Origin of the sequence: uncultured Cocleimonas sp., from assembly GCF_947495625.1 — a bacterium.
GTDB lineage: Bacteria > Pseudomonadota > Gammaproteobacteria > Thiotrichales > Thiotrichaceae > Cocleimonas.
This window is the reverse complement of the sequence record NZ_CANLZW010000049.1, coordinates 1-20937: the sequence shown is the minus strand read 5'-3', so window position 1 is coordinate 20937 and position 20937 is coordinate 1. Positions and strand designations below refer to the sequence as shown.

Below are 20937 nucleotides of genomic sequence, written 5' to 3'. Positions count from 1 at the left end.
AATTTTCAATTCACTACTTTGAAATATAACGCCTCACTAAGTAAGGGGACGCCGATTATTTTAACTTAGCTTCATAATAAGGTTTAGTAGGTTGAAACTACAAACTTAAAAAGAAACCTTACTTAGGCGTTCCCTTTTTAGTGCCTTGTTATGTTTTTAATGACTCAAATTTTTAAAAAAGCAGGAATCTTGGTAACAATGGAATTTACTACGTAATTTCCCACTCTTATCAAAATTAGAGAAACAGCGGGTATTCCCCTTGTTGGAATGTATCCGATAAGGATTTGTATATATCCCAGCATTTTGATCGCCAATACTGATCTCAAAGTAATATCCAATTTTAAAAAAACCATGGCTACAGTCAAAGGATGCCCATCTTTCGTAGATTTTGCCCCTTTCAGTTTTTGTTTCTCCATACTTGACTTGTCTGGTATTCATACAACCAGCCTTCTCCATTAATTCTGCTGATTCTTCTAGAGTAGGGTATCGCTGATGTTCCTCATAAAAAGCCAATACATTTTTCTGCATCGGTTTTGATATTTCTTTTATGACTTTACTGTGATCTTTCATACAATCTGAATACCATTTGTAACCTAATATACCTAGCCCTACAAAAAGAGTAATTAAAACAATTTTTTTCGCGATCATATTTTGAGTGTACTCACTACTTTAGTATCTTTTAAATACTTCTGGATACCACATATTATTAACGCACCCCCCGTACTTTTAGGCACTTTTTATTCTTTTGAAACATAACAGTTTATTAGACAGCTTCTATCTATCCCACTCATTATCAGCATCAAAATTCTATAAAAATGAAAGCAAAGCCTAATGTACCGTCAGTATAACTATTTTTAATGCGAACAGATATAAATAGACGAATTCTGTCTATTTCAAATAGCGATGCTTCTGTCTATTTCGTATATACCATTCCTCATCATATAGTCACCCCCCTACTTTTACGCGGTTTTTACCGCGCCCTTCGGGTAGTCGTCGCTACGATGCAACATTGTCTCGTTACACTCGGCTTACCCTTCTAAGACTCGCTCTCTGAATCAATAACGGTATCTTGATTTGACTCTTCTGCTAATTTAGCCCGATCAGCTTTGCTAACGTATTTAGGTTTGCTATTTGTCGCTAATTTGGCTTTAGCCTTTTTGATACGAGACTTTACGATCTGAATACTTTTCTTACGACGGTTCATGGTTGCCTACTCAATGTGTATATATCGACATAATATCAGTTTCTCACAAAAAGCCGATCCATATAAGGCATAACGCCTTGCGGCGCTGGGGCAAAGCTTTAAAAGGCTTAAGTCACGGGTTAATAGGGATTTGTAAGGTCACCCCCCTACTTTTAAGTGACTTTTCATTTTATTATTTAAAATGACCAAAGGAACTTATGCTTTGCGGAATGATATTTATACGGCTACGCCTTTCCTTCGGATCAACGTAAAAATAGACACAACGACATTACCCTTCTTGTGTCCTAAATCAACATACCTATGCGCCTCTACAATTTCATCTAATGCGTAAATTCTATCTATTACTGGTTTCATATTGCCAGTTTCGATAAGTTTTTTAAGAAACTCCAGGTTTTGTTTACTCTCTCCAGCAACACCACAAATTAAATTTTTATTAAACAGTGATAATAAATTAGTAAACAAACCCGCATTGATAGAAATTAGTTTACCTTCTGTTTTGAGTATATTTTTGCAGGACGATAATGAAAGATTTCCTACTGTATCAAGAATGAAATCGTAAGTTTCTGTATTCTGTCTTGTAGTCATTTCATTAATATTATTCTTTGTATAATCAATAACGCTTTCCGCCCCAAGTGATTTAACTAAATCAATATTAGCGGTACTACACACCCCCGTTATTTTAGCTCCCAGGTATTTAGCAACTTGAATTGAAGCCGAACCAACAGCACCTGACGCGCCATTTATAAGTATGCTTTGACCTTTTTTAATTGCAGCTTTGTCTTTTAGAAAATGTATTGCTGTCAAGCCTCCAAATATAGCAGCGACGGCTTCTTCAGATGTTGCTCCATTAGGTTTTTTTACAAAAGCTTCTTTTTCAGATATACACATATATTCAGCATATGCACCAAAATGCATTCCAGCTGTTCCATATACTTCATCACCAATAGCAAATAATTTCACATCGTTTCCTATTGCCTCAATGACTCCTGAAAACTCCATTCCAGGAATTGTTTTTCTAGGCTTAAAAAGGCCAAAGACCAAACGTGTAGGCAACCAAAAACCGATAGGTACTCTGCAAGCACGGAGTCGAACATCTCCCGCTGTTACCGTACTCGATTGTATTTTTACTAAGACCTCACCTGTTTTTGGTACAGGCTTTGAAGTCTCTATAACTTTTAGAACTTCGGCAGACCCATATTTTGTCCATGCAATGGCTTTCATGTCGTTTATTGGTTCTCCTAAGTATATTTATCTGAGACGTAATGACACTTTATACAGCTAACATTTCAGAATCCAGCACAATGCAAGTTTCAGTGATATTTATGGAAGGAGTTATCACTGAAAAAGTGCGTCGCAAAGCATAAATTCCAATATCGTTTTAAAGACAACAAAAACGAGTTGTCATTCATAAGTGGGGGGTGTCAAAAATCTAATACTTTCTGCTGTCCTAATAAAAAATGTCACCCCCCTACTTATAGGCACTTTTTTTAACGCAAAAAAAAGGCTATCAAAAATGATAGCCCAACCACTAAACCTTTATCTGAAGAACGCTCTTAACTCGGGAATGAGAAACTAACACCTTCTTTAACACCCGTTGAAGGCCAACGCTGTGTAATTGTTTTACGACGTGTATAGAATCTTACTGAGTCTGGGCCGTATGCGTATAAGTCACCAAATAATGAACGCTTCCAACCACCAAAGCTGTGATAAGAAACTGGCACTGGTAACGGTACATTGATACCAACCATTCCAACCTGGATATTATCTGAAAAGTAACGAGCTGCTGCGCCATCACGGGTAAAGATACACGTACCGTTGCCGTATTCGTGATCGTTAATTAACTGCATCGCTTCTTCCATCGTCTCAGCACGAATTACTTGAAGTACTGGGCCGAAGATTTCGTTCTTATAGCTTTCCATCTCTGTAGTTACATTATCAATTAACGTAGCGCCAACGAAGAATCCATTTTCGTATCCTTCAACCGTTGGTTTACGTCCATCAACGACGATTTTCGCGCCATCTTTCTCAGCACTATCGATGTAGCCAACCACTCTTTCCTGACTTTCACGAGTGATCAATGGACCGAAGTCATTTTCTTTCTCTTTCGCTTCACCGACTTTTAACGGCTGCATGCCAACTTTCATCTTTTCGATCAATTCGTCTGCTGCGTTATCACCCACGGCAACGGCAACTGATAGCGCCATACAACGCTCTCCTGATGATCCAAATGCTGCACCTAGTAGTTGGTTTACTGCGTTATCCATGTCTGCATCTGGCATTACGATTGCGTGATTTTTTGCGCCACCCAGTGCCTGACAACGCTTACCGTTAGCAGTAGCTGTGGTGTAAATGTATTCAGCGATATCAGTAGAACCTACAAAGCTCACTGCTTGAACGCGCTTGTCATGCAGTAAGGTATCAACCGCTTCTTTATCACCGTTAACAACATTCATTACGCCATCAGGAAGTCCTGCTTCTTTGAATAATTCAGCGATGAATAATGTTGATGATGGATCTCTTTCAGAAGGTTTAAGGACAAATGTATTTCCGCAAGCAATCGCCATTGGGTACATCCATAACGGTACCATTGCAGGGAAGTTGAATGGTGTAATACCTGCAACAACACCTAATGGCTGGAACTCACTCCATGAATCGATATTTGGACCAACGTTTTTGCTGTGCTCGCCTTTTAGGAATTCACCCGCGCCACATGCGTATTCAATGACTTCGATACCACGCTGTAATTCACCCGCCGCATCGTGACAAATTTTTCCGTGCTCATCGCCGATCAACTCACAAATCTTATCTGCGTTTGCTTCTAATAAAGCTTTGAACTTGAACATGATTGTAGAACGTTTTCCGACAGGCATGTTTCTCCACGCTGGAAAAGCAGCTTGTGCTGCAGCAATCGCTTCTTCAACGGTTGCTTTTGATGCGAGTGAAACTTGCTTACTCACTTCGCCCGTTGCTGGATTATATACATCCTGAGTGCGATCACTGCCTGTACCGCTAGTGATTTCACCGTTTATTAAGTGTCCAATCGTTGTCATTTTTTCCGTCCTTTAAAATTCTGTTTCTGTTTAAATAAGCTCTACAAAGATAGCTTAAGATTCTTTTTTTACAATGTTAATCCAGTTCTCTGATTGACTCGCCAAGCGCATTAACCAGACTATCAATCTCTTCTTTTTCTACCGTAAAAGGTAGACCAAGCTGGATCATATCGCCACCGTATCTGACGTAAAATCCTTTCTCCCAACATTTCATCGCTATCTGATAAGGACGCAACATCGGTTCTCCCGGTGCTGCCTCAATCGTTAAGCCTGCGGCTAAACCGTAGTTACGAATATCGTGAATATACTGCGTACCTTTGAGGCTATGGATACTTTCTTCGAAATAAGGCGACATCGATTTCACGCGTGTAACCAACTGATCATCTTCTAAAACATTCAAGGCTGCTAAACCGGCAGCACAAGCCACAGGATGCCCCGAATAGGTATAACCATGTGGAATCTCCAGGGCATACTCTGGCCCGCCATTTTCCATAAAGGTATCATAAACATCTTTTCTGGTAATCATCGCGCCCATTGGCACAGTGCCATTGGTGACCTGTTTAGCGATGGTCATCATATCCGGTGTAACACCAAATTCTTCTGCGCCCGTATTTGATCCCACACGACCAAAAGCAGTGATTACTTCATCAAATATAAGCAGGATATTGTGTTTGGTACACACTTCACGCAGGCGTTTTAAATAACCCACTGGTGGTGGAATTACCCCTGCCGAACCAGCCATTGGCTCTACAATTACTGCAGCGATATTTGACGCATCGTACAGCGCAATCATTTCTTCTAGCTCAGTGATTAAATGCGCACCTGTTTCTGGCATGCCTTTGCTGAATAGGTTTTCAGGCAACATGGTGTGCTGAATGTGACTGGCTTCTAACGCCGGACCAAACATAGCCTTGTTCGGACCTATTCCGCCAACACTGATTCCACCCCAGTTCACACCGTGATAGCCTTTCACTCGGCCAATAAATCGATTCTTAGTGCCATGACCTTTTTTACGCCAATATGCACGGGCTACTTTTAACGCCGTTTCTACAGATTCTGATCCTGAGTTTGTGAAAAATACGCGATCCAAACCATCAGGCATAAATTCTGTAATTCTATGTGCTAATTCAAACGCTTTTGGATGACCGAATTGAAACGCGGGTGAATAATCCAGTTGCGCAATTTGCTTACTTACCGCTTCGGTGATTTCAGGACGACTATGCCCTGCTCCACACGTCCATAATCCTGATAGGCCATCAAATACCTGACGTCCTTCTGCATCGGTATAATATTTACCTTCGGCAGAAACGATCATACGAGGGTTTTTCTTGAATTCTCTGTTCGCCGTATAAGGCATCCAATAGCTATCTAGTTGCTCTTGCGTAAGATTACAACTTGCCAACACTTCACTTTTACTCTGCATACTCACTCACCTCTTGCTGTCGGTATTCCATGTGTTACATGAATACACTGCAACTATCCCTATCAAATTTGAGTACGCTATTATGGACTTATTATTAGGTTATTAAATCAAAACATATTAAACTTAGTTTAAGCATTTACTTAACTTAATTATTTTCGTTATATAAATTAATGGATAATTCGGCTTATTTCTCTGCGTATGAAAATACCGAATATGATTTCATATGACAATTTTTTTGATGACGATATCTAATGGCTTTTAATTCATAATAATGACTTCTCAAACATCCAAAAAAAGCTTACTCCCGCATAAGATTGGCGACACTCATATTCGGCTGTTACGTATTTATAAAACAGTGATTGAATCAGGGGGGTTTGCCTCCGCAGAGATTGAGTTAAACATCAGTAGACCTGCAATCAGTCTTGCTATTTCTGAATTAGAATCTTTACTCAATATGCGCCTCTGCCATCGAGGTCGTGCAGGGTTTTCTGTTACTGACGAAGGCGAAGAAGTCTATCAAGCGGCGTTACAGTTATTAGGTAGCCTCGAAACCTTCAAGTCTCAAGTGAATGCAATCAATAGAGAATTGAAAGGCGAATTCAATATTGGTATTACTGACAATTTGGCCACCATGCCGCAAATGCACATCACCCAGGCATTGGCGGCGTTAAAAGATCGTGGACCCGATATCGTTATCAATATCCGTATGATCCCACCCAAAGACATCGAAACAGCGGTTATAGATGGGCAACTTCATATTGGTGTAGTTCCTGATTTACGCGTACTTTCCGGGTTGAATTACATACCGTTGTATAAAGAAAAATCATTACTCTATTGCAGTAAAGAACACCCCCTATTTTCTAAAGATAATTCGACTTTGAGTACAGAAGCGCTTGCGGAGTTTGAAGCCGTTTTACCCGCTTACCCTCAAGCCGCTGAAACTAAACAACAACAAAAAAAGCTAAAAGCTACCGCCACTTCAACTGATCGAGAAGGAATAGTCTTCCTGATATTGACTGGACGTTACATCGGTTTCTTACCTATCCACTTTGCAGAACGCTGGGTGAAAGACGGCTTACTTGCAGAGATTCAGCCAGAACAACACAATTTCGTCACGCATTATTCAGCGATTGTTCGAAAAGGTGCTAGAACCAACCTTATTTTAGAAAGCTATTTAGAAGAACTAAACACCACTCTAGAATAAAATCACTCTTTAAAATCCCTGATCTAAAAAAATGCCAAGCTCTGCATAAATTCTATTTACGTTTTTAAAAAACAAAAACGTAATATCATTCATAACTAGGGAGGTGACTTTTGTACTATCCTTATTTTTCACAAACACTCATTTAGGAATTAATTAGATGTCAGCGCTTTTTTCTGAACTTAAAATCAAAGATATTACCTTTCGTAACCGTATCGGGATTTCACCGATGTGCCAATATTCGTCAAATCATGGTGTAGCGAATGATTGGCATTTAGTACATCTCGGTTCACGTGCCGTCGGTGGTGCAGGATTTATTATGGCAGAAGCCACTGCTGTTACTCCTGATGGACGTATCACGCCTAAATGTGCGGGTTTATGGAACGATGAGCAAATAGAGCCACTGACACGCATCAATAGCTTTGTAAAAGACCATGGCGCTGTTATCGGTATTCAGATTGGTCATTCCGGTCGTAAAGGTTCAGCAGCCACACCTTGGAACGGTGGTGCACATTTAGGCACTGACGAAGGTGGTTGGGAAATGATCGCACCGACTGATCAAGCATTTGATCAGGATGGAACACGTTTGATGAGAGCCCCGCATCAAATGAGTCTGGATGAAATAAAACACATCCAGAATGCATTTGTAGAAAGCGCCAAACGTGCTTTAACAGCAGGCTATCAATTACTGGAAATTCATGGCGCGCATGGTTATCTGTTACACAGCTTTTTTACGCCTTTAGTAAATAACCGTGACGATGAATATGGTGGAGACATCAAAGGTCGCGCAAAAATGATGTTGGAAACGGTCGATGCAGTTCGAGCTGTCTGGCCAGAAAATCTACCTTTGGCTGTACGCTTTTCTGCAGTTGACTGGATTGATGGTGGACTATCGATTGAAGATAATATTCAAATGGCGAAATGGCTGAAAGATCGTGGTGTTGATATTGTTGATTGTTCCGGCGGTGGCGCAACACCAGAAGCAAGAGCATCTATGGGTGAACGTACTGCGCATCAACCAGAATTAGCCGGACAAATTCGCGAACAAGCGAACATTATGACAATGGCAGTTGGTGGCATTACAGATGCGAAACAGGCTGAAGAAATTATCGCGTCTGGGAAGGCAGATATCGCATTAATCGCCCGTCAAAGCTTGCGTGACCCATACTGGCCAATACATGCAGCTACTGAGTTAGGCGTATCTAACAAGATACTGATGCCGGTACAGAATGGTTTCTTTGTAGGTAGTTAATATTAAGGTAGTAGGTATTTAGTTAGCTAACTAGATAAATAGACGAGTAAGAGCAGAAACAAAAAAGGCGGTCGTTATTTCTAACGACCGCCTTTTCTTTTTGCTTAATCAAGTACCTTAGTTAATGACTAAAAAGTACTCAATAAAAGCAAATGACATATAAATATTACTTAGCAATCAAACGATCTGGAACAGTCAATCCGATTTCTTTGTAGTATTTAGCCGCACCAGGATGAAGTGGTAACGGTAGACCTGCCATTGCAGAATCTTTATTCATCGCTTTAGTCGCTTTATGAATCGCTTGCAAGAATGGTAGGTTTTCATACAGTGCTTTAGTTAATAGGTATACGTGATTCTCATCTACACTTGCATTTACTGCCAGGAAGTTAGGCTGCGCAATAGTTGTAACATCAGCATCTTGTCCAGGGTAAGTACCTGCTTTGATAGTAAATGGCGTCCATAATTCACGTCCACCATCCATCGCTTTCATTTCTTCAGGAGTCGTATTTAACAGTGTGAATTTACCTGTGTTTGCAGCCATTAACTTAGTAATAGCGCCTGTTGGAGTTCCTGATGGAATGCCAACACCCGATAATTGACCATTAGCCAATGCATCAGCAGTAGGACCGTAACCAGAGTAAACTAGTTTGTAGTCTTTTTCGATATCCATACCAAGGCCTTTCATTAATACCTTGTTTGAACCTAAAGTTCCTGAGTTTTGCTTACCGAAACCCATCGACTTACCTTTCAGCGCAACCATATCAGCCATTGTGCCTGTTTTCGCATCTTCTTTACTCACGATGAATTGCTCAACATTCTGCCACAACATAGTTACCGAACGCATATTGGTTTGCTTAGCCGTTACTGGGCCAGTACCTGTAGCTGCGTAAGAACCGTATAGACCCTGTAAAATTGCAAAATCTGCTGTACCCGCACCCATTGCCTGTACGTTAGCGCCAGAACCAGCCGAGTTAACTGCGGTAAGGCTGAAACCTTCTTTAGGTAATAACTTAACTTTTGATAATGTTGAAATCGCAGTTCCAACCGGATGGTATGTTCCACCTGTTGATGCAGTATTCAGTACATAGTCTTTACTATCTGCAGCATTAACACCAGCTACAGCCAAAGTAAGAGCACTCACTGATAGTAATTTAATTAGTGTTTTTTTCATTGTTTCTCCTTATGGATTTAATATTTTAAATATTTGAAATTATTATAAATTTAACGATTAAAGAACGATATCAGGTCCAAATTAGCTTTGTAAAAATGCAATACAAAAGCTAATAAAATACCTATTAAAAACCTCTAAATTTTTTTCGTCGTTACTAGTATAGGATAATAAAATCGATCGGCACTTAATTGTATGAAATTAATGAGGTCTTTCCGGTTTTTTCCTAAATTTTGATAAAAAATATACAAAGAAGTCGACAAAGATGGCATCACTGCCAATATTATTTTATCTGGACGAATTGCCGCAGAGATTATCACAAAGAGTAACGCCAAAATTCCTATCGCAATCAGCGTTTCAGGTGTTTGAGGAAGTGCCCTTCTAACAACTTGAAGATAAATACGATAGTAAATGTAATTGTCAGATAGAACAGACCGACACTGATGAAAGATTCAAAAGGCGCATAGTATCGAGAGTTAAGTATTTTCGCAGCACCAAACAAATCTACTAATGTAATCACGCCTGCTAGTACTGTCGCATGCAGCATAAAGATCACTTCGTTTCCGTACATAGGGATCGAACGTCTGAACGCACTGGGGAATATAATGTGGCGATATTGATCCCAGCGGGACATGCCGTATGCCACAGCGGCTTCAATTTCACCTTTTGGCGTTTGCAGAAAAGCACCACGAAATATTTCTGCCGTATACGCAGCGGTATTCAGCGCAAACGCGATAATCGCACACCAATAGGCTTCTTTAAAGATTATCCATAATGGGCTTTCTCTCAACCATTCGAATTGAGAAAAACCATAGTAGATAATAAATATCTGTATAAGTAGGGGGGTGCCTCTGAATACATAAATAAAGATTTTTGCAGGTATTCTTGCCCATTTAAGCTTTGAGGCAGCCATAATCGCAAGTGGAATTGAGAGAATAAATCCAAGTACTAATGAAATTATTAATAACTGTAGAGTAAGTCCCAAGCCTTTAAATAGTAGCGGGAGATTGTCTAAGACGATAGAAAAATCCATTTCAATGACCTCCCAGTTTATAACGGCGTTCGAGCCATTTCATACCGAGATCACTAACCGCGGTAATCAATAAAAATAAAGCGCCTACGATCATGTAAAAAGTAAAAGGTTGTCTTAAGGTATCTCCTGCGATTTTTGCATTAAACACCATGTCTTCCAAACCTATCACGGAAACCAGTGCCGTTGTTTTAACCAATACCAACCAGTTATTGAAAAAACCGGGAATGGCATGACGAATCATTCCGGGAAATGTAATGTGGGTAAATACTTGAAAGCCAGTCATACCATAGGCATGCCCTGCTTCTATTTCACCTTTGGATACAGCCATAATAGCGCCGCGAAAAGTTTCGCCCATATACGCGCCAAAAATAAAGCCAATCGTTAATATGCCAGCGACGAATGGGTCTATATCGATATATTCCCAACCAAATTTATCTCCCACTTTATTGACCAGAACCTGGCCGCCAAAGAAAATCAGCATCATCAATACAAGATCAGGGATACCGCGAATTACGGTGGTATAAACGCCAGCGATGGTTTTTGAAATGGGTCCGCCATAGAGTCTGGCAGATGCGGCTAAAATACCTAAAATGAGCGCGAGTAATAATGACAGTAGCGCGACTTCTACAGTCAACACCATGCCCTTAAGGATCATGGGTAGATAGCCACCAAAAATTTCGTTCATTTTATAAGTACTTTAGTAAGTATTGCAGAAACAAATCTCCCCTCTATTGAGGGGAGATCGGATGAATCTTATTCGCCAAATACATCAAAGTCGAAGTACTTCTCACGAACCTTATCATATGAAGATTTACGCATATTTTCTAAAGCCATATTGAATTTTTTCGCAAGCTCAGTATCGCCTTTACGTACCGCAATACCGATGCCATCACCAAAGTATTTAGGGTCAGTATAGCTATCGCCAATAAACTCGTAGTCTTTGCCATTATCTGAACCAATGAACTCGAGTAGTACGAATGCATCAGCGAATACGAAGTCTAAACGACCTGCATTCAAATCAAGATAAGCTTCTTCCTGAGTACCGTAACGCTTGATATCAACACCTTCACCAAATGTTCCGGTGATGAACTTGTCAGATACTGTGCCACGCTGTACACCAACGCTCTTACCTTTTAAGCCAGCTTGAGAAATTTCGTGATCAGCGCCTTTCTTGTGAATAAAACGTGCTGGTGATTTGTAATAGTGATTGGTGAAATCTACTTTTTCTTTACGTTCTTCAGTAATCGACATAGAAGCAATGATTGCGTCATATTTCTTTGCGATAAGCGCTGGAATAATGCCATCCCAATCTTGCTTGATAAGTTTACACTCTACGCCCATTTCTTTACAAAGCGCGTTGGCCATATCAATATCAAATCCACTTAGCTTTCCATCTTTGTCCACCTGACTGAATGGAGGATAAGCACCTTCGACACCTATACGTAGGGTTTCTGCAAATGCAGATGCGCTAAAAAATAATGCAGTACTCAATAATAATGAGCTAATAGTTAAACGTTTTTTCATACAGTAAATCCTTTCTTGGTTTAGTTTATGTATTTGGTTTAATGAATATAATTAGTTAATCCATACACTCGTCTATCTTAGACAAAAAACGAGCGCTTGTTTTGAAAATTTTGCCTATAAACTTAATATTCTTTAGAAATAAATTGCTTAAATTGTGGCGACTTGGGGTTTGTAAAGACTTCTTGTGGAGGACCATCCTCTACAATCACGCCGTCATCAAAGAAAATCACACGATTTGATACATCTCTGGCAAAGGCCATTTCATGCGTCACCACCAGCATGGTACGTCCCTGTTCGGCTAATTCCTTGATGACATTGAGCACCTCTTCAACCAATTCTGGATCCAGAGCAGATGTAGGTTCATCAAATAATAGAATATCAGGTTCCATTGCCAATGCTCTGGCAATCGCCACGCGCTGCATTTGTCCACCCGATAATTGACCCGGATAGTAGTCCAGCCTATCCGTCATATCGACTTGAGCAAGGTATTTTTCAGCACGTTCAAGCGCTTCTTTTTTGGGAAGTTTTAGTGCTGTTTTTAGCGCAATAGTGACATTTTCCAACACGGTCATGTGCGACCATAAATTAAATCGTTGAAACACCATCGCCATTTTTGTGCGTAAACGACGAATTTGTGCTTTGTCGCTGGCGACCGAATCACCTTTCTTATTGGGAGTAACAGTGATCGCTTCACCGTTGAGGCTTATCGTTCCCTGAGTTGGTGTTTCTAAAAAATTGATACAACGTAGAAAAGTACTTTTACCCGAACCACTTCGTCCCAATATAGAAATAACATCTCCTTTAGCAGCATCTATAGAGACGCCTTTGATGACTTCTAAAAAACCAAAGCTTTTGTGCAGGTTATCGATTTTTAACACTGATAAATTGTCCTTTCCTGATTAGTAGTCAAATTGTAGCTTATGTTAATCATTTATTTTATAAAACCTTGAAAATACAAAAAGATAAAGCGTATTTTATTGATATTTATTAAAATATTTTGCTGATGTTAGATCAACTTGGAAAAAATAGAAGGAAATAAGAGTAAATAGGAGAATATAAAACAAAATATAAACGCATTAAAAGAAGTCATTGACCAAAAGTACTTTTGAACAATGTAAAGGCTGTTTCAGTACAGACATTCTCGTTATCCAGATAAGAATTGAGGTATTGAGATTGGGGTATTGAGATCAAAAGAGAGTTCTATGCTCTATGAGAGTGCTCCATCACATCGTAACCCTAGTGAAACTCACTTAGGTCACCCCCCTACTTTTACGCGGTTTTTACCGCGCCCTTCGGGTAGTCGTCGCTACACTCCAACATTGTCTCGTTTCACTCGGCTTGGCACTTTTATGTTTGTTTTACAACTTTGCCTTACATCACGATACGTTACTTTTTTTCCGGTACTTTTTTATTTGGAAAAAAGGGATGCAATGTCTGGCCTATAACCGTTCTTGGGATACGCTTGGTGGTGCCGTATTCTGCCGGCCAATGATTACCAGGTAAGTGATAAGTACCAAATAGACGATCATAGAGAACAGTATGCGCGGAGTAGTTGGTATCGATTGCAGGCTTTTCTGAACTATGATGCCAGTGATGAAACTGCGGTGTCACAAACACATATTTCAATGGCCCAAACGGTATCGATAAATTCGTGTGAATCAAAATCGCTTGTAACGCGGCGAATACCACATAAGCATTCAACGCGGTTTCATCTGCACCTAATAGATACAGCGGAATCATTACCATCGCACGCTCTGAAAATACCTGGATAAAATGACCGCGTGAGCCCGCTAACCAATCAATATCTTCAATCGAATGATGTACCGCATGTACTGGCCACAGTAGTTTTATTTCGTGATAAGCGCGATGCTCCCAATACAAAACAAAGTCAGCACTCAATACAATTAAAATCACCTGAAACGTAATCGGCATCGATTGAATGGATTCTTGTAACGATGGGCTTAATGCCCAGTCAAAATGGCTGGCGTGGTAGTTGCCAAAAATTAAAATCGCGGAAATAGCCAAATGATTAAAGCAAAAGTAGAACAGATCAACATCCCATTCGGGACGCATAATCAGTTGGTCACGGTATTTAGGAAATAGCTTTTCCAACACCATAAATATCGCTGTAGAGCCTAAAAACGCGAGTATTAGCCAATCAACACCTAAGGATATTTCTTTAGGCTCAACGGCTCCCACAGGTATTTTGTATCCCCCCAAAGCAAAGCCAATTAAGGTTAGCGTAATACCTGCAAGACCGAAGTATTTGTATCTCGCCTTATTCAGAATTAATGTCAACGCGCCAAATAATAAAGAAAAATACATACCGTATTTCAGTACGGTTTGTAACTGCCCCGCATCATAAGTTTTGCGTAGATCGGTAGTGGTGAGATAAGAAGGATATAAATAAGCGAATACAGCCAGTAAGCTTAAAATACCTAATACCAGTGATAAAACCCCACTGATTTTACCTTCTCCAAAACGGAATTCTTTGGCAGGGTCTTTTTCGATTTCTCTTTCTTTGTATTGGTATTCTTGAGTCATGGCGCTTAAGTAGATTGTTATTTTGTTGGCCGATTGTATCAAACAAAGCCTAACGTGCGCTTAAGCTTTTTAAGTTTGGCTGTTGATGACTCATTTATATGTTTATGAGTGATTGAGGTAAAAAGATTGAAATAATAAGTGAAATGATGAGTGAGATGATGATAATTTAAGTCCCCCCCCCTACTTTAAGTGACTTTTTATTTTGTTGTTTAAAATGACCTAAGGTACTTATGCAGAGCTAAGGGCTTTTTTAAGATATCAGGACTCGGTCCTTTGTTCACACTGATCAAGAAACTCTTGTTTCGCTTGCTTTTGTATTAATGCTATCTCTCCAGTTTCTTGCATTTTTAGCAATACCTTACCTAATTCTTCAGCAAGATCTTTATGACGTTTATGTAGATAGTGATACATAATCAATTCGTCTAAATGAGGCATTAACGCTTTAACATCCGTATAACTGTTTTTTCTGATAAGACAATCAACGCCAGATATCCCAATAAACACATCGCTTCTACCTGCCCTGAGTCTATTTAATCCTTGTTCGATGGTTTTTACTTTTGTGGCATTTAAACCTTTGCTTTTTTGTTCTGCCAATTTAAAACCAAAAATATGATCAACTTTATAAGGCTTAAGGCTTTGCCAACCATCTACTGTAAAATCATGCTCTTTGGAATAAGCGTACACTTTATCAAAAGCAATCGGGATGGGGACCTCTATCAAATCAAGATACGAACTTTGAAGTCCAGTGATTCTAGCCAACTCGCCATCTGTAATTCCAGCATTAGCAACCGCAATTGAACGTTCTACCGGGAAAGCTTCGAATACAATGTCTTTACCCATTATTGAATAGGCTTTCTTTAGAATACGTCTCGACATATGTTCAAATACTGAATATTTCAGATCTGGCTGAGAAATAATAATCGTATTTTTTAAGTGAGCTTTTGAATGAGCTTCAGCATGAGTCAACCCTTTATGTTCAAAAGCATGCGCCACATCCTTATGCTCAGAAGCATAAGAATGAGTAGTCATCGACAAAATCACGAGAATAAAAAACTTATGAAAACTATTCACAATAAGCCATTTTTCTTGAATAAAAACTCATCTTCATCGGTTACTCCATAATATAAAAGTATGCATGTCTATTTTGATTCGCATTGATTAAAAAAATATTGCCTGGCTTGTACCTGTATTGCTTTTAATTCACCACTTTCTTGCATCTGTAACAACACTGCTTCTAATTTTAGAGCAAGGTCTTTATGGCGTTTATGCAAATAATGAAAAAGGTTTTGAGTATCTATTGGAGGATTTAATGATTTGATATCTGGTAAATTGAGTTTCTTGATTAAGCATTGATCACCCAGTAATCCAATGAACAAATCACTTCTACCCGCATTTAATTTTTGTAAGCCTTGCTCTACGGTTGTGACCACTTCAACGTCCATACCTTTGGTTTTTTGTTCGGCATACATAAAGCCATTATTATAATTAATCTTATAAGGTTTAAGGCTTTGCCAACCTTCAACTTTGAAAGCGTATTTTTTGGAATAAACGATGGCCTGATCATAGGAGATCGGGACTGAAATCTGTATGAGGTTCGGGTATTTTTTCTGTAGTCCTGCGACTCTTGCTAACTCCCCATCTGTAACGCCATTATCGGCAATAGTAAGTGAACGTTTTATAGGATAGCCCTGGAACACTGCACGTTTACCAATTCTCGCATAAGCCTCTGTAAGAACATGCTGTGCTATTACTTGAAAAAATGAATATTCCAGAGATGGCTGAGAAATAACAATATTTTCTTTGAGGTGAGTTTTATCCTGCGAAATTCCGATGTGGTTATCAGCATGTGAATGTGTAGTCATCGACAAAATCACTATGATAAATAGCGTGTGTAATTTATTCATAGCCAGCCGTAGATAGAAAACAGTCCGCCTTAGATCTAACATAGACGATTGCTAAATAAATGGTTTTTGAACAGACGTTTATTTCCATAACTCTTTTCATTTTTGAACAATAATAGCTTTCGTCAGTGCATGTGATTTTTGCTTATTAGTTATTGCTTGCATTGACGAATCGTATTAAAAATAAAAAATCATTTTTACTAAGCTGTGACCCTATCAAATATATATTTACTTGCATACAAATATAGTGAATGGATTTGAGTTTCCTTGTATATGACTGTGATTTATGACTGCAATTTGTAAATTAGGTTTTTATATCAAATTGGTCACCCCCCTACTTAAGAGGGTTTTTTAGCGCTTTAGTCAATCACTTAAATCCTATGATTTTAACTAACTCATTAGCTACATTTTTAGCTGCATTGTTTGAAAAAATCCTGGAATGATTGCTTTTGTATTAATTCCATTTCACCACTCTGTTTCATTTCCGCCAACACCACTTCTAATTCTTTTGCCATAACCATATGTTTCTTATTGAGGTAGTGATATAGCGTGATCCTTTCCAAGGGAGGTTTTATCGTTTTAATTTCAGAAAAATTTAATGTATTAATTAAACATTGAGCACCTGTAAGCCCGATAAAAACATCATTTCTCCCAAGATTTAATTTATTTAAACCTTGAATTTCAGACGTTACCGATTCAACCATCATCCCTTTGGTTTTTTGTTCGATGGTTTTTGAGCCAGCCACATAGCCGATAGTATAGGGCGAAAGGCTACCCCAGCCTGTTATCTTGATGTCCGTTTTTTTCGTATAAACATAAATCTCATCATAGGCGATAGGAACCGAAACCCTAATGAGATTTGAATAACCTTTTCCTGCGTAAAAACTCCTTGCTAAAAGACCATCATGAGAACCATTGTTTGCATTAATCAGGGAACGTATAGCGGGTATTTTTTCTAAAACGATTCGTTTATCTATTCGAGAATATGCCTCCGACAAAATAGACTTGGCCATCAGCTGGTAGACAGAATCTTTGGCATAAGAAAGCACGATCACATCTGACGCACGGGAATGCGATGCAATTAAAAACAGCAAAGAAACAACAAACAGGTGATAGAGATTCACACCGCCGCTTTTCTTAATACTTTTCTTGTTAGCGTCTAAAAACACTTTTTATCATTAATAATTAGTAAAAGAAATAAGGTGAACATAGAACTATGTGTGGATCATCGCGGATTTAGTTTAAATTCTTTTGTAAAAAAGAAAATTAACAATTGTTAACAGTATTTCACAAATACCAATGTTTTATTGAGTTCTCTTGCTAACTAGATAAATAATTTAGACACCCCCATACTTTAAATGATATTAAGTTTTTGTTTTTTAAAAACGTAAATAGAGCCGAGCTTGCGAGACAAAAGCTTTAGCTGACCCTTTAGGGTGAGGCGTAGCCGAATAATTTATGCTTCGCGGAATGACATTATGTTTCTGTTGTTTAAAACAGGTCAGCATAATTCTAAATAATAATGATAACTCAGTAAGACTAATAACTAATACTCCATTAATTAAAATCATAAATATTTTACTCGTATCATTTTTACACATAAATAATCACAAAAATAATTACTCAAATTCGTACTAATGAAGGAAAAACCAATCTAGGTCATTGTAAAACTATTCTTAACGGTGTTTTAATAGAAGCTATAACAAAAAAGACATCGTTAATCATGTTTTAACACGGATACATTAACAGTATGAATACCCCTAGCCCATCTGCAACTGGATCAATATCATCATCTGAAAGCGACATACAAAATCAGGAACGCTACGCAATTTACTTTGCGCTCCCTACTGATCATCCGGTGTATAGACTCGCTACCTTATGGCTGGGTTATGATGTATGCACTGGCAGACATATTGAAGACTTTGAGAAAACCGTTTACCACCGTGATCTGGATGATCTGGCTAATTTTTCAACCAACCCCAAAAAATACGGATTTCACGCAACCCTTAAAGCACCATTCAGACTGCAATCAGGTAAGAATATAGAAGAGCTAGAATCAGCACTTGAGGCGTTTAGCAAAAACTTCCGCGCATTTAAATGTAAGCCACTAAAAATTAAAAAAATTGATAAATTCTTAGCATTAATGCCCGTTAAATCATGCAAGAAATTAAACGCTTTGGCATCTGAGTGCGTAACTACATTCGAAGATTTTCGCGCACCCAATACAGAAGTGGAAAGAGCCAGAAGACACCCTGAAAATCTAACCCCGAATCAGATTGAGCTATTAGATAAATGGGGCTACCCCTACGTTATGGATGAATTCCGCTTTCACATGACATTAAGTAATAGATTGAAAAAAGAAGATGTGAAGGTTGTTCGAAAATGCTTGAAGCAATTATTCAGATCATTTTTAGGTAAATCTTTCCACGTCGATCAAATCTGCCTGTTTCACCAAAGCAGTTACCATGAGCCTTTTAAGTTAGTGAAACGATATCCTTTGGAAGGGTGAAATCCTAATCAAAACAGTCCTCAAATGGCAGAGGAATGATATTTACTAATCGATAAACTGTGCGTTAATAGATGGAAATTCACCCTTGATTCCTTATGCTACACTCATGTTTTACTAAATTGATTAGTGAGATGTGATGTTTAATAACACTTCTGAAGTAGCAAAAGTAAAACAACAAGTTGTTTTGATATCAACGAAGAAAACGGATTCGAATGATTGTTTGTTTTCTTTCAGCAAATTTGTTGCGTTTCTTATTACATTGTTTTTTGTATTCACATTTTTAGGAACGTTTAACTCTGCATTGGCAGAAACACCCAGCACCAATGTTCAAGACGCACAATCACAAGAGCTACCCGCCGTTTGGAAAAATAAAATAAGCAAACTTGCGAAGAACATATCTAAATCTCGTCAAAGTCTCACTGACAACCGCGAAAGCATTTTCAATGATCCATTCAAAACCAAACAATTCGCAAACAAACTCGAAAACTATCGTAGCTCTCTATCCAAAGTGCCCGCATCGAACGACCCGCTGCTGATAACAACCACAAAAGATTTGCTAACACTGGAAAAAGAATTCGCTGAAGCAAATTCAGGTAAAGGTAAAGCAGTTACCACACAGACAACCTCGCCAAAGACAGCTGTAACAAAATCAACTACTCCTCAATCAACAACTCCTGAATCAACTGCTCCACCAAAAGGGAAACAGCTTGTTTCCGGCCAAAAAGTCCAAGTAAACAAATTGATACGTGATATGAAAAATGTCCACAACAGTATCAAAACAGAAGGCCCATCAGATTTACAAAGTGCCAGTGTCGTCAATAAATACAAGGCTGCAGTGGATAAATACACAACCGCTCTCAAACGCTATAAAGAATACACGGGTAGCCCGCTTGTAATAGAGGCTTTACAAACCTACAAAGCATTACGTAGCAGACTGTCTACAGAGTTCAAACGCGCGCAATCACAGTTGGCCAAATTGGGAAATCCTGCAAAGCTAATGGCAGCAGTAGATGCTAAACAACAAGGAATAAATGCTCCAAAATGGCTCCCAGCGCCTTTCTCGCAAGAAGATATTCAAGCATGGGTCAAACAAATTAAAGAGATAAAGAAAACGGCAGCGGATGTAACTGCAGAAGTTCAAAGGATTTCAGCTGCCACAAACCTTGATCTTACCGGTGGTAAGTATGGTGTTCAACGAGCTAACAGTATGCTGCATTGGGCGAACAAGGCAGTCCGAGACTCGGATGCGGCATTATCAGAAACTGAAATGCAGTTGAATCATCAGTTTCAATTTCAGAACAAACATGAACTGCCGTATTTTAGGAAGCTGAACCCAGATAATGAAAAGGATCGGGCTAACGCATTTTTACAAGAAGGATCCGAAGGACGTATTTTCGAAAGACTCGATAAACAACTTGCGATGGCAGAATCATTTGCTGCTTTCGAACAAGCGACTAAAGGCAAAATCAGTGCAGAAAAACAGGCTCGTGTTGATGAGGTCATTGCCCTGCGTAAGAAGTACAGTGAAGATCGGATCAAAGCGGTTGGCATTTCAAAATTACCAAAACCAGCCAGTAACGATGTAAAAATGCTCGCTATCGCGAAAGATATCATTGAAAAACCTGATTACGAAATGGGACAACATGGCCCAATAGTTTTAACAACTAAAGAGATAGTTACCCGTGAGCAGGAAGTTAGTCGCGACACAATAAAGGATGTGGATATCTCTCTGTCAGGAAAGTTAACCTGGTCTGGAACACGGGAAACCTGGCAATATAAATGGCAGGAATTCAAATTCGCCACACCCATAAAAGACAAGAGTGGTGACTGGTACATCTGGTGGATTACCGCTAAAAACTACTCATCAGGAGCCAGCACAACCCCACTCAATGAATGGGTGTCAGGTAGAACTACCAAGGGTAGTTTGATTCTTGAGGAGAATTTTAATAAATAAGGTACTGAAAGCTGGAAGAGTTTAATTCAGATATCATTTTATCTAAATCGACTAATAGTAGTCACCCCCCTACTTTGAATGATATTACGTTTTTGTCTTTTAAAAACGTAAAGTAAAAATCCACGTTCTAAGAACGTGGTTTTGTGTTCGCCCTAGAAGGGCGTATGAAGACTA

General features: G+C 39.0%; 18 protein-coding genes. 4 read left to right on the top strand and 14 right to left on the bottom strand.

Annotation, left to right across the window (positions count from 1 at the left end):
• Positions 1–156: 156 nt before the first annotated feature.
• The 5 genes from Q1A31_RS19545 to Q1A31_RS19525 all read right to left on the bottom strand — a co-directional run bounded on the left by Q1A31_RS19545 (position 157) and on the right by Q1A31_RS19525 (position 5677).
• Complete coding sequence (locus tag Q1A31_RS19545; RefSeq protein WP_299881015.1) at positions 157–648, bottom strand: hypothetical protein; 492 nt, start codon at positions 646–648, stop codon at positions 157–159.
• Between the two features lie 388 nt (positions 649–1036).
• Positions 1037–1204, bottom strand: a complete 168-nt coding sequence (locus Q1A31_RS19540; protein ID WP_299881012.1) for a DUF2986 domain-containing protein — start codon at positions 1202–1204, stop codon at positions 1037–1039.
• A gap of 216 nt (positions 1205–1420) precedes the next feature.
• Complete coding sequence (locus tag Q1A31_RS19535; RefSeq protein ID WP_299881010.1) at positions 1421–2425, bottom strand: NAD(P)-dependent alcohol dehydrogenase; 1005 nt, start codon at positions 2423–2425, stop codon at positions 1421–1423.
• A gap of 332 nt (positions 2426–2757) precedes the next feature.
• Positions 2758–4254: a CoA-acylating methylmalonate-semialdehyde dehydrogenase gene (locus tag Q1A31_RS19530; protein WP_299881007.1), complete on the bottom strand. Its 1497-nt coding sequence runs from the start codon at positions 4252–4254 to the stop codon at positions 2758–2760.
• Between the two features lie 76 nt (positions 4255–4330).
• Complete coding sequence (locus Q1A31_RS19525) at positions 4331–5677, bottom strand: aspartate aminotransferase family protein (RefSeq protein ID WP_299881004.1); 1347 nt, start codon at positions 5675–5677, stop codon at positions 4331–4333.
• A 271-nt stretch (positions 5678–5948) separates the two neighbouring features.
• Here Q1A31_RS19525 and Q1A31_RS19520 point away from each other — a divergent pair, with 271 nt between their 5' ends.
• Together Q1A31_RS19520 and Q1A31_RS19515 are read left to right on the top strand one after the other, a co-directional pair.
• The gene (locus Q1A31_RS19520; protein ID WP_299881001.1) at positions 5949–6881 is read left to right on the top strand and encodes a LysR family transcriptional regulator; all 933 of its coding nucleotides are present in this window, start codon (positions 5949–5951) and stop codon (positions 6879–6881) included.
• Positions 6882–7038: 157 nt separating this feature from the next.
• Entirely contained in the window at positions 7039–8130 is a 1092-nt protein-coding gene (locus Q1A31_RS19515) for an NADH:flavin oxidoreductase/NADH oxidase (protein ID WP_299880998.1), read from the top strand.
• Between the two features lie 166 nt (positions 8131–8296).
• Here the strand turns inward: Q1A31_RS19515 and Q1A31_RS19510 are convergent, their stop codons facing one another.
• From Q1A31_RS19510 to Q1A31_RS19470, 9 genes are all read right to left on the bottom strand, one after another.
• Positions 8297–9301 (bottom strand): TAXI family TRAP transporter solute-binding subunit, encoded by a 1005-nt coding sequence (locus Q1A31_RS19510; protein WP_299880995.1) that lies wholly within the window; start codon positions 9299–9301, stop codon positions 8297–8299.
• Between the two features lie 346 nt (positions 9302–9647).
• A complete protein-coding gene (locus tag Q1A31_RS19505; protein WP_299880992.1) occupies positions 9648–10331 on the bottom strand; it encodes an ABC transporter permease in 684 nt (227 codons plus the stop codon).
• A gap of 1 nt (position 10332) precedes the next feature.
• Entirely contained in the window at positions 10333–11016 is a 684-nt protein-coding gene (locus tag Q1A31_RS19500) for an ABC transporter permease (RefSeq protein ID WP_299880989.1), read from the bottom strand.
• Between the two features lie 68 nt (positions 11017–11084).
• On the bottom strand, positions 11085–11855 hold the full coding sequence (locus Q1A31_RS19495) for an ABC transporter substrate-binding protein (RefSeq protein WP_299880986.1): 771 nt from the start codon (positions 11853–11855) through the stop codon (positions 11085–11087).
• Positions 11856–11977: 122 nt separating this feature from the next.
• Positions 11978–12733 (bottom strand): ABC transporter ATP-binding protein, encoded by a 756-nt coding sequence (locus tag Q1A31_RS19490; RefSeq protein WP_299880983.1) that lies wholly within the window; start codon positions 12731–12733, stop codon positions 11978–11980.
• 508 nt (positions 12734–13241) lie between these two features.
• Entirely contained in the window at positions 13242–14399 is a 1158-nt protein-coding gene (locus Q1A31_RS19485; RefSeq protein ID WP_299880981.1) for a sterol desaturase family protein, read from the bottom strand.
• A gap of 258 nt (positions 14400–14657) precedes the next feature.
• A complete protein-coding gene (locus Q1A31_RS19480; RefSeq protein WP_299880978.1) occupies positions 14658–15428 on the bottom strand; it encodes a hypothetical protein in 771 nt (256 codons plus the stop codon).
• 110 nt (positions 15429–15538) lie between these two features.
• A complete protein-coding gene (locus Q1A31_RS19475; protein WP_299880975.1) occupies positions 15539–16261 on the bottom strand; it encodes an ABC transporter substrate-binding protein in 723 nt (240 codons plus the stop codon).
• Between the two features lie 449 nt (positions 16262–16710).
• Positions 16711–17469 (bottom strand): ABC transporter substrate-binding protein, encoded by a 759-nt coding sequence (locus Q1A31_RS19470; RefSeq protein WP_299880972.1) that lies wholly within the window; start codon positions 17467–17469, stop codon positions 16711–16713.
• Between the two features lie 581 nt (positions 17470–18050).
• Between Q1A31_RS19470 and Q1A31_RS19465 the strand changes: the two genes are divergently transcribed.
• Together Q1A31_RS19465 and Q1A31_RS19460 are read left to right on the top strand one after the other, a co-directional pair.
• Positions 18051–18809 carry a DUF1045 domain-containing protein gene (locus Q1A31_RS19465; RefSeq protein ID WP_299880969.1) on the top strand — a complete coding sequence of 253 codons (759 nt, stop codon included), beginning with the start codon at positions 18051–18053 and terminating at the stop codon, positions 18807–18809.
• A gap of 136 nt (positions 18810–18945) precedes the next feature.
• Positions 18946–20763: a hypothetical protein gene (locus Q1A31_RS19460; RefSeq protein ID WP_299880966.1), complete on the top strand. Its 1818-nt coding sequence runs from the start codon at positions 18946–18948 to the stop codon at positions 20761–20763.
• Positions 20764–20937 lie beyond the last annotated feature (174 nt).